The sequence below is a fragment of the Mycobacterium sp. UM_Kg1 genome (genome assembly GCF_000972925.1).
In the GTDB taxonomy this organism is placed as follows: Bacteria; Actinomycetota; Actinomycetes; order Mycobacteriales; family Mycobacteriaceae; genus Mycobacterium; species Mycobacterium hiberniae.
In genome coordinates this window covers 1-9,711 of the sequence record NZ_JRMK01000133.1, presented here as the reverse complement: position 1 = coordinate 9,711, position 9,711 = coordinate 1, and the positions used below count along the sequence as shown (strand labels likewise).

At 70.5% G+C, this 9,711-nt stretch carries 10 protein-coding genes; 5 read left to right on the top strand and 5 right to left on the bottom strand.

The window, feature by feature from the left end:
- Nucleotides 1–82: 82 nt before the first annotated feature.
- Entirely contained in the window at nt 83–1,051 is a 969-nt protein-coding gene (locus tag LI92_RS17130) for an HpcH/HpaI aldolase/citrate lyase family protein (RefSeq protein WP_046320945.1), read from the bottom strand.
- Nucleotides 1,052–1,075: 24 nt separating this feature from the next.
- Here LI92_RS17130 and LI92_RS17125 point away from each other — a divergent pair, with 24 nt between their 5' ends.
- From LI92_RS17125 to LI92_RS17110, 4 genes are all read left to right on the top strand, one after another.
- Nucleotides 1,076–2,374 (top strand): magnesium transporter MgtE N-terminal domain-containing protein, encoded by a 1,299-nt coding sequence (locus tag LI92_RS17125; RefSeq protein WP_046320944.1) that lies wholly within the window; start codon nt 1,076–1,078, stop codon nt 2,372–2,374.
- Nucleotides 2,371–2,868 carry a DUF1003 domain-containing protein gene (locus LI92_RS17120; protein ID WP_046320942.1) on the top strand — a complete coding sequence of 166 codons (498 nt, stop codon included), beginning with the start codon at nt 2,371–2,373 and terminating at the stop codon, nt 2,866–2,868. The genes LI92_RS17125 and LI92_RS17120 overlap by 4 nt, the downstream gene beginning before the upstream one ends.
- A 202-nt stretch (nt 2,869–3,070) precedes the next feature.
- On the top strand, nt 3,071–4,366 hold the full coding sequence (locus LI92_RS17115; protein WP_082109774.1) for a lytic transglycosylase domain-containing protein: 1,296 nt from the start codon (nt 3,071–3,073) through the stop codon (nt 4,364–4,366).
- A 49-nt stretch (nt 4,367–4,415) separates the two neighbouring features.
- Nucleotides 4,416–5,570 (top strand): Mrp/NBP35 family ATP-binding protein, encoded by a 1,155-nt coding sequence (locus tag LI92_RS17110; protein ID WP_046320939.1) that lies wholly within the window; start codon nt 4,416–4,418, stop codon nt 5,568–5,570.
- Nucleotides 5,571–5,604: 34 nt separating this feature from the next.
- On the opposite strand, the gene tatB is transcribed toward LI92_RS17110, so the two are convergent.
- The 4 genes from tatB to sigE form a co-directional block, all read right to left on the bottom strand.
- Nucleotides 5,605–5,988, bottom strand: a complete 384-nt coding sequence (gene tatB, locus LI92_RS17105) for a Sec-independent protein translocase protein TatB (protein WP_046320937.1) — start codon at nt 5,986–5,988, stop codon at nt 5,605–5,607.
- Nucleotides 5,989–6,000: 12 nt separating this feature from the next.
- On the bottom strand, nt 6,001–7,497 hold the full coding sequence (gene htrA, locus LI92_RS17100) for a serine protease HtrA (RefSeq protein WP_046320936.1): 1,497 nt from the start codon (nt 7,495–7,497) through the stop codon (nt 6,001–6,003).
- Nucleotides 7,498–7,584: 87 nt separating this feature from the next.
- Nucleotides 7,585–7,992 (bottom strand): anti-sigma E factor RseA, encoded by a 408-nt coding sequence (gene rseA / locus LI92_RS17095; protein WP_046320935.1) that lies wholly within the window; start codon nt 7,990–7,992, stop codon nt 7,585–7,587.
- Between the two features lie 115 nt (nt 7,993–8,107).
- The gene (gene sigE, locus LI92_RS17090) at nt 8,108–8,899 is read right to left on the bottom strand and encodes an RNA polymerase sigma factor SigE (protein WP_046320933.1); all 792 of its coding nucleotides are present in this window, start codon (nt 8,897–8,899) and stop codon (nt 8,108–8,110) included.
- A gap of 190 nt (nt 8,900–9,089) precedes the next feature.
- Here sigE and LI92_RS17085 point away from each other — a divergent pair.
- A partial coding sequence (locus LI92_RS17085) for an O-methyltransferase (RefSeq protein ID WP_046320947.1) occupies nt 9,090–9,711 on the top strand: 622 nt, incomplete at its 3' end.

Below are 9,711 nucleotides of genomic sequence, written 5' to 3'. Positions count from 1 at the left end.
CCTACAATCACCACCGGCAACACTCAGCGATCGGGAAAGTCCCACCCATCACAAAGTTGACCAACCTGTCTGGGCAGTACAGCTAGGCCGACGGTGGCGTGAACGGCGGCGCCTCGCGGCGCATCCCGGCCGCGCGGCCCTTGCCCGCCACCACCAACGCCATCTTGCGGCTGGCCTCGTCGAGCATCTCGTCACCGAGCATCACCGCACCGCGGGCTCCGCCGGCGTGCGAGGTGTGCCACGCGTAGGCCTCCAGAATCAGCTCGGCGTGGTCGTACTCGGCCTGACGCGGACTGAAGATCTCGTTGCCCGCTGCGATCTGGTCGGGATGCAGCACCCATTTGCCGTCAAAACCGAGGGCGGCCGAGCGGCCCGCCACCCGCCGGAATGCCGCGACGTCACGGACTTTCAGATACGGCCCGTCTACGGCGGCGATCCCGTGCGCGCGCGCCGCCACCAGGATCGTCATCAGCACATGGTGGTAGGCGTCGCCCTCGGTGTAGCCCTCGGGCTGCTCGCCGACCTCCAGGGTCCGGGTGTTGAGGCTGGCCATCAGGTCGGCCGGTCCGAGCACCAATGCCTGCACCCGGCGCGCTGCGGCAATCGCGTTGATGTTGGTCAGGCCGCGGGCGTCCTCGATCTGGGCGTCGATGCCGATCTGGCCGACCGGCAGACCGTGGACGGTCTCCAGCTGGGTGAGCAGCAGATCCAGCGCCTGCACGTGCGAGACATCGGACACCTTGGGCAGTACGACGACATCCAGCCGGGTACCGGCGGCACCGACCGCCGAGACCACCTCGATCAGGTCGGCATGAGTCCACGGTGTGGTCCAGTCGTTGACCCGAACGCCCAGCAACGGAGCCGTCCAGTCCGTCTCGGTGAGTGCTTCGGCCACCAGGGTCCGGGCCTGGCCTTTGGCTGCCGGGGCGACCGCGTCCTCCAGATCGAGAAAGACCTGGTCGGCGGGCAGGCCCTTGGCTTTGTCGATCATCTTCTGGCTGCTGCCCGGTACGGACAGGCAGGTACGGCGGGGGCGATATGCGTTGGTCACCTAAATACTCCTACCCTTTCAATCATGGCGTCGAGCAACAGGGTTTATGCAGCGCGGCTCGCGCGGATGCTGGTACTGGGCCCGTTCGGCGAATCCGTCGGGCGGGTCCGCGATGTGGTGGTCAGTCTCAGCATCGTTCGCCAGCAGCCCCGTGTCCTGGGACTCGTTGTCGAATTGCCAACCCGCAGAAGGATATTCGTACCGATTCTGCGAGTCGCCTCGATCGAGCCCAACGCCGTCACCCTCAACACCGGAACCGTGTCGCTGCGCAAGTTCAACCAGCGTCCCGGTGAGGCATTGATGCTCGGGCAGGTGCTGGACACCAAGGTCCGCGTCAACGACCCGGAGCTGCCGGAACTGGCCGGCGTCGACGTCGCGATCACCGACTTGGCGATCGAGCAGAGCCGCACGCGGGACTGGCTGGTGACGCGGGTGGCGGTGCGCCACTCCCGGCGGCTGGGCCGGCGCGCCGCGGGGCACATCGTGGACTGGCACAACGTGCAGGGCCTGACCCCGTCGGCGCTGGCGATGCCCGGCCAGGAAGTGGCGCAGCTGCTGGCGCAGTTCGAGGGCTGGCGGCCGATCGAAGTGGCCGACGCCATCCGCGAGCTGCCGCCCAAGCGCCGCTACGAGGTGTTCAACGCACTGGACAACGCCCGCCTGGCCGACATCCTGCAGGAGTTGCCCGAAGAACGGCAGGCCGTCGTGCTCGCCCAGCTGGGCACCGATCGGGCCGCCGACGTGCTGGAGGAGATGGACCCCGACGACGCCGCGGACCTGCTCGGCGTGATGAACCCGACCGAGGCCGAGACGCTGCTGGCGCGGATGGACCCCGATGACTCCAATCCGGTGCGCCGCCTGCTGGAGCACTCCCCCGACACCGCGGGCGGCCTGATGACCTCCAACCCGGTGGTGCTGACCGCCGACACCTCGGTCGCCGAGGCGCTGGCCCGGGTGCGCGATCCCGACCTGACCCCGGCGCTGGCGTCGCTGGTGTTCGTGACGCGAGCACCCACCGCCACCCCGACCGGCCGCTACCTGGGTTCTGTCCCACTGCAGCAACTGCTGCGGGTTCCCCCGGCCGAACTCATCGGCGGCTTCGTCGACTCTGATCTGCCGGCCCTGAACCCCGACGTGTCGCTGGCCGAGCTGACCCGCTACTTCGCGGCCTACAACCTGGTCTGCGGGCCTGTGCTCGACGAACAGAACCACCTGCTGGGCGCGGTGACGGTCGACGACGTGCTCGATCACCTGCTGCCCGCCGATTGGCGCGAAACGCCCGAGCCGGACCTGGGACCGAAACTCGCCGGGAGGCCGTCGTGACCGACCGCTCGTCATCGCAGCGTCTCTCCACGCCCCGCACCTCACGGTTGCCCAGCTTCCAGCTCGATCCCGACGCGCTGGGCCGCTTCACCGAGTCGGTGGCCCGGTTCTTCGGCACCGGGCGCTACCTGGCCATCCAGACCCTGATCGTGGTGGCTTGGATCGTGCTGAACGTCTACGCGCTCCGCCTGCAGTGGGACCCCTACCCGTTCATCCTGCTCAACCTGGCATTTTCCACGCAGGCCGCCTACGCCGCGCCGCTGATCCTGCTGGCCCAGAACCGGCAGGAGAACCGCGACCGGGTCAGCCTGGACGAGGACCGCCGGCGCGCCGCCCAGACCAAAGCCGACACCGAGTACCTGGCCCGGGAACTGGCGTCGCTGCGGTTGGCGGTCGGCGAGGTGGCCACCCGCGACTACCTGCACCACGAACTCGAGCGGGTCCGGGAACTGCTCGAAGCGCTGCGCCCGGCACCCGACCCCGGCGCGCCGTAGCCGGCGCCCGGAATGGTCCGGCTGTGGACGCGGACCATATAACGGTCACCAGCAGGACCGACGTTCGGTATGGTGACCTAGTTCACGAAGCGCGAGCGGTATCACCACAGCGAAATTTAGGGACGGTCGAGTGCTAAAAGGGGGCGACGCAGGGGAACGCGTGTCCCGTGGCGCCAAGGTGCGCCGCGCCGCGCGCGCGGCCATGCGGCCGGCGTTCGGCCTGATGTTCATCACCCCGCTGGTGTTCGCCGGCGCCGTGGGCGCCACACCCCGCTCTCCCTCGCCCTCGCTACCGCTGCGCAACACCGCGGTCACCCCACTGGCAGCGTCGGTGAACACCTCGTCGGCCGGGCGCTCGTCGGGGCCCGCCGTCGTCGCGGTGCACCGCCCGCCGGCGGCCCTGCGCGTGGCCGCCGGAGCCCCGTCGGCGCCGCCGGCGGCCGTCGTCTACGCACCCGGCACCCTCGGAATCCCCCAGACCGCATTGGCCGCCTACCGCAACGCCGAACACCAGATGTCGGTCGCGGCACCCGAGTGCGGCGTCAGCTGGAACCTGCTCGCCGGGATCGGGCGCATCGAGTCCGGCCACGCCAACGGCGGGGCCACCGATGCCCGGGGCAATGTGCTGCAGCCGATTTACGGGCCGGCGCTGGACGGCACCCTGCCCGGCAACGAGATCATCGTGGCCAGCAGCGCCCCCGGCCGGGTGGTCTACGCCCGGGCCCTGGGACCGATGCAGTTCCTGCCCGGCACCTGGTCGCGCTATGCCGCCGACGGCGACGGCGACGGCCGCGCGGACCCCCAGAACATCTACGATGCGACACTGGCGGCCGCCCGGTATCTGTGCAGTGGTGGGCTGAACCTGCGCGAGCAGTCGCAGGTTCTGACCGCCATCCTGCGCTACAACAATTCGATGGCCTACGCGGAGAACGTGATGGGCTGGGCGGCGGCCTACGCCACCGGGGTGGCCCCGGTCGACCTGCCTCCGATCGTCGGCCCGGCCCCGCCGATCGCCGACCTGCACCTCGAGCACCTGGAACACCCCGAGGGGCTCGGGCCGGAATCGCTGGCCCTGCACGGCATGTCGCACGTCGACCACACCACGGGCTCCGCGCTGATCGACCTGGGTCAGCCGAGCATGGAGACGCAGCTGGCCAACCTGCCCTGGCTGCAACCGTGGATGAACTCCCCCGAGCAGCAGCTGCCGCGTCCCTCGGCGGCCTGCCGGATGATCTGCCTGGAGCCGCCAGCAGCCCCGGCCCCGGCGGCCGCGCCGGCCCCGCCCAACGGGCTGCCCCCGTTCCCGTTCGCGCCCCCGGAAGCCCCACCGGCCGCGCCCGCGCCGATGCCGCCCTATGCGGTCGCACCGTTGCCGCCGGAGTCGCCGGATCAGCCGGCCCCGGCACAGCCGGGTCCGGATCACCAGGCCCCGGCACAGCCGGCTCCGGTGTTGCCCGGCACCCCGCCGGGCGGGCCCCAGGCATTGCCGCCGGCCTGACCGACAGCGCAGACCGGCGCCTGCCCGCACTGCCCTAGACTCGGTTGCGATGCCCGAGAACCACGATGACACCGCAGCCCTGCACGACGCGATCTACACAGCGTTGGGCACCGTGCTCGACCCCGACATCCGGCGTCCGATCACCGATCTGGGCATGGTCAAGAGCATCGAGATCGCGGCCGACCACAGCGTCCACGTCACGATCTACCTGACCATCGCCGGCTGTCCGATGAAGTCCGAGATCACCAACATGGTGACCGCGGCAATCAACGACGTGCCCGGCACCGGCCCGGTGACGGTCAGCCTGGACGTCTTCAGCGACGAGCAGCGCGCCGAGTTACGCAAGCAGTTGCGCGGCGACGCTCGCGAGCCGGTCATTCCCTTCGCCCAACCGGGTTCGCTGACCAAGGTCTACGCGATCGCCTCGGGGAAGGGCGGGGTGGGCAAGTCCAGTGTCACCGTCAACCTCGCGGTTGCGCTGGCCGAACGCGGTCTGGCGGTCGGGGTGGTCGACGCCGACATCTACGGCCACTCGGTGCCCCGGATGATGGGCGTCACCGCCCTGCCGACGCAGGTCGACTCGATGATCATGCCGCCGATCGGCTACGGCGTGAAGGTGATCTCGATCGCGATGTTCACCCAGGGCAACACGCCGGTGGTGTGGCGTGGCCCGATGCTGCACCGGGCCCTGCAGCAGTTCCTCGCCGACGTCTACTGGGGCGACCTGGACGTGCTGCTGCTGGATCTGCCGCCGGGCACCGGCGACATCGCGATCTCGGTCGCGCAGCTGGTGCCCTCGGCCGAGATCCTGGTGGTGACCACCCCGCAGCAGGCGGCCGCGGAGGTCGCCGAGCGGGCCGGGGCCATCGCCCTGCAGACCCGCCAGCAGGTGGTCGGGGTGGTGGAGAACATGGCCGGGCTGGCCATGCCCGACGGGACCACCATGCACCTGTTCGGCGAGGGCGGCGGCGAGCGGGTCGCCGAGCGGCTGACCCGGGCCATGGGCCGCGAGGTGCCCCTGCTGGGCCAGGTGCCGATCGACAGCGAGATGGTGACCGGCGGAGACTCCGGCTCCCCGGTGGTGCTGTCGCCGGACTCGCCGGCGGGCCGGGAGCTGCGCCGGATCGCCGATCAGCTGGCCACGCGCCGGCGCGGGCTGGTCGGAATGTCGCTGGGCCTGGACACCGGGGCCCCCCGCCGCTGAGCCGGCCTGCGATCGCCGCTGAGCCGCTTCAGGCCTAGGTGGCGTCGGTGTCGAAGGGCGCCGGTGCACCCGGCTCGGCGACCACGGCCGGGGTCGGCGGCGCCGGGCGCGGCTCGGCGGCCAGCGCACCCACGGCGGTGAACAGCGAATCGTCCCCGTCGAGCAGATGCCGGGTCAGTGCGGCGCGCGGTGTCATGCCGCGCAGTTTCTGCAGTTCGCTCAGCGGTGCCCGCAGGTCGTCGAACTCCGGCCCGATCTCATCGCGCAGCTGCTCGGTGGCGTTGGTGACGTAGTCGCGGGCCTGGCGCAGTGCGCCGGCGGTCCAGCGGATGGCTCCGGGGAGCCGCTCGGGCCCCAGAATCACCAGCCCGAGCACCACCAGGACCAGCATCTCGCCCCAGCCGACATTGGCGAACATGACGCCGGGCCGCTAACCGTCGGGGGTGGGGGTCACCGTCAACGTCACATGGCGCCCGTCGCGCACCACCTCGACGGGCGCTTCCTTGCCGATGGTCAGGTTGCGGACCGCCACGACGAATTCGTTGGCGTCGGCAACGGTGCGGTCACCGATCTTGACCACCACGTCGTTCTCCAGCATGCCGCCCTTCTCCGCGGCGCTGCCCACTTTGACGTTGGCGATCTGCGCACCGGAGGCGATCGCGTTGCTCACCGAGCGAGCGCTGACCCCCAGCGTGGGGTGCACGATCTTGCCGTCCCGGATCAGCGCCTCGGCCACAATCTTCATCTCGTTGACCGGGATCGCGAATCCCAGCCCGCTGGCGCTGTCGGACAACGACTTTCCGGCGGTGTTGATGCCGACCAGCTGGGCATCCATGTCGATCAGCGCACCACCGGAGTTGCCGTGGTTGATCGAGGCGTCGGTCTGGACCGCATCGATGACGGTGTCGGTGTCGGAGTCGTCGCCCGAGAGCGGCACGGGGCGGTGCAGGGCGCTGATGATGCCGTGGGTGACGGTGCTGCGCAGGCCCAACGGGGCGCCGGCCGCGATCACCTCGTCGCCCACCCGCACCTTGTCGGAGTCGCCGAGCCGGGCCACCGACAGGTTGTCGACGTTGTCGACCTTGAGCACGGCCAGGTCGGTCTTGGGGTCGCGGCCGACCAGGTTGGCCAGCACCTCTTTGCCGTCGTTGAACACCACGGTGGTCTTGAACTTGCTGGGATTGTTGGCGGCTTCGGAGATGACGTGGTTGTTGGTGACGATGTAGCCCTTGCCGTCGATGACCACGCCGGAACCCTGCATGCCCTGATCGTCGCTGACCGACTCGATGGTCACCACCGAGTTCGCGATGGCTTCGGCGACCTTGGCGAACCGTCCGGCCGGCTCCTCGGCGTTGCCCTTGGTCGACAGCGTCACCTTGGAGGTGGTGAAGGCCTCGACGACCTGGGCGGTCGTGCGTCCGACCCAGCCGCCGGCCATGCCGATCGCCAGCGCGATCGCGGCGAGAACGGCCAGCGCACGGTAGGAGACCCGCTCACCGAACAGCACGTCGCGAACGCCGAGGCGGTCCCCGGAGTCGCCGGGCGCCCGGGGTGCCGGCGGGACCACGGCGGGCCCGCCCAGCGCCGCACCGGCGGCGGGGTCGCGCCACGGGTCCTCGGTGGCCTCGGAGCCCCGTTTGCCGTTCCGGCCCAGCGCTCCGGCGTCGGCGGGGTGACGCTGCAACGACGGGCCGGTGCCGTAGGGCCGGCCGAAGGCCTCTTTGAGCACGGGGTCCGGCGGCAGGTCACGCGGGACGAACTCGCCCTGCTCGCGGTACTTCTTGGGCCGTACCTCCGCGGGCGTGAAGGAGCCGCGCACCCCGTCGGGCCGCCCGAAGGCTTTCTTGGACGCAGTGTCCACCGGGGGACGGTAGACGGGGCGCGGCGCCAAGCGGTTGCCGCCGGCGTTCTCGTTGTTGGAGCTCACCTAATCCTCTTCCGGTTCCACCCCTGGGTCGCTTCCAGGCTCCGCGAGCACAGCGTCACCTGGCGCTGGCGCCGCTCCGGAACCACCTTACCGGCGTTTACGGCGTTCTCGGGGTTTGCCGTCGTCGAACCGGGCGGGCAGCGGCCTGGTCGGCTCGTCCGGCGGGCGGTCGGCCGGGGCCTCGGGGATCTGGGCCAACAGGCCCAACAGCGCCGGGGGGATCCGGATCGGGTGTGAATCGCGCAGGGCGGAACGCGCCCGGCCCTGGTACTCCACCTCGGCCGCGCAGTCGGGGCACAGCGACAGGTGGTGAGCCGCACGCAGGTGGGCGTTCATCCGCAGCTCGCCGTCGACGTAGGCGGCGATCGCTTCGCTGCACAGGTGTTCGGTGGAGCTGAACTGCCGCGGGGCCCCCACCGGCGCGTCGCTCTGCGAGGCGAACTGCGCGGGTAGCCAGGAGAACGCGCGACGGAAGAGACCTCCGCGGTCCGTCACACCGGACTCCTCCCGATCGCGCCACCAATACTCAGCCGGGCTTCGAATAAAGGCCCTCTAAGAATGTAGCGCGATACCGCCGGCAGACGCCGAAACCCGCCGGTGCAGGCCGGACTCAGCGGGCCGCGGTGCCGCCGAACGCCTCGGCGTCACGCTGACCGGCGCGCGCGGCCAGATAGTCGCGCAGCGCCTGGCGGCCCCGGTGGATGCGGCTGCGCACGGTGCCCAGCTTCACCCCGAGGGTGGCGCCGACCTCTTCGTAGGACAGGCCTTCGATGTCGCACAGCACCACCGCGGCGCGGAATTCCGGCGCCAGCGAGTCCAGCGCTGCCTGCAGGTCGGCATCGAGCCGCGCGTCGTGGTAGATCTGCTCGGGGTCGGGCTGGTCGGCCGGCACCCGGTCGTAGTCCTCGGGCAACGCCTCCATCCGGACGCGTCCCCGTCGCCGCACCATATCCAGGAACAGGTTGGTGGTGATGCGGTGCAGCCAGCCTTCGAAAGTCCCGGGCTGGTAGTTGTGCACCGAACGGAACACCCGGATGAAGGTCTCCTGGGTGAGGTCCTCGGCGTCGTGCTGGTTTCCGGACAGCCGGTAGGCCAGCCGGTAGACGCGGTCGGCGTGCTGGCGCACCAGTTCATCCCAGGACGGCATCGCCGCCACATCGCCGGTTGCGTCGAACACCGCGGTTCCCTGCGGAACCTCCGCCCCCTGGACCCAGTCGGTGCCGGCGTAGCGGTCCGAGTGGGTGGTCGGGTGCGACATGGCGACCGGGGGCAGCAATGTGGTTATGGCGACGTCCTCCAGATCAGGGCCGCCGTCAGGCGACGGCAGCGCACTGTCGCGATCAACGTGCAACGGGCCCCGCGTATTCCCAGCGTCTCGAGGCCGGTTCCTACCTCGTTCCATGCCGATACCGTTGCCTATCGCGGTATGCCCGCTCTGTGCTGTGTCTGAACGCCGACTGTGAACCTGTGTTCGAATGCGTCACGCCGTGCGGTTATGCGCCCAGATAACAGTTCGGACACGGGCCAAACCCCGGGCGTGTCGGGCAGGCGCCGGTGCGTGCCCCCGCCGCGCTTTGTCCTACGCTGCGGACATGGCCAGCACCGACGACACTCCCGCGGAGCCGCCGCGCAGTCGCGCCGAGGCACTCTTGTCGCACGCCGAGGAATCGATGACCGAGGATGCGGTGCTGGCAGCTGCCCGGGATCGGGCCGCCGAGCTCGGTGTCGGGTCGATCAGCGCCGCCGTGGGCGCGCTGCTGAGTCTGCTGACCAAACTCAGCGCCGGCCGGGCGGTGGTCGAAGTCGGCACCGGCGCCGGGGTGAGCGGCCTGTGGCTGTTGTCGGGCATGGGCGAAGACGGGGTGCTGACCACCATCGACATCGAGCCCGAGCATCAGCGCATCGCCAAGCAGGCGTTCAGCGAAGCCGGGATCGGGCCGGGCCGGACCCGCTTCATCAGCGGCCGCGCCCAAGAGGTGCTGACCCGGCTGGCCGACGAGTCCTACGACCTGGTGTTCGTCGACGCCGACCCGATCGACCAGCCCGGCTACGTGCTGGAAGCCGTGCGGTTGCTGCGGTCCGGCGGCGTCGTCGTGCTGCACCGGGCGGCCCTGGGCGGCCGGGCCGGCGACCCCGGCGCCAACGACGCCGAGGTGACCGCGGTACGCGAAGCGGCCCGGCTGATCGCCGTCGACGATCTGTCTCTTATACACA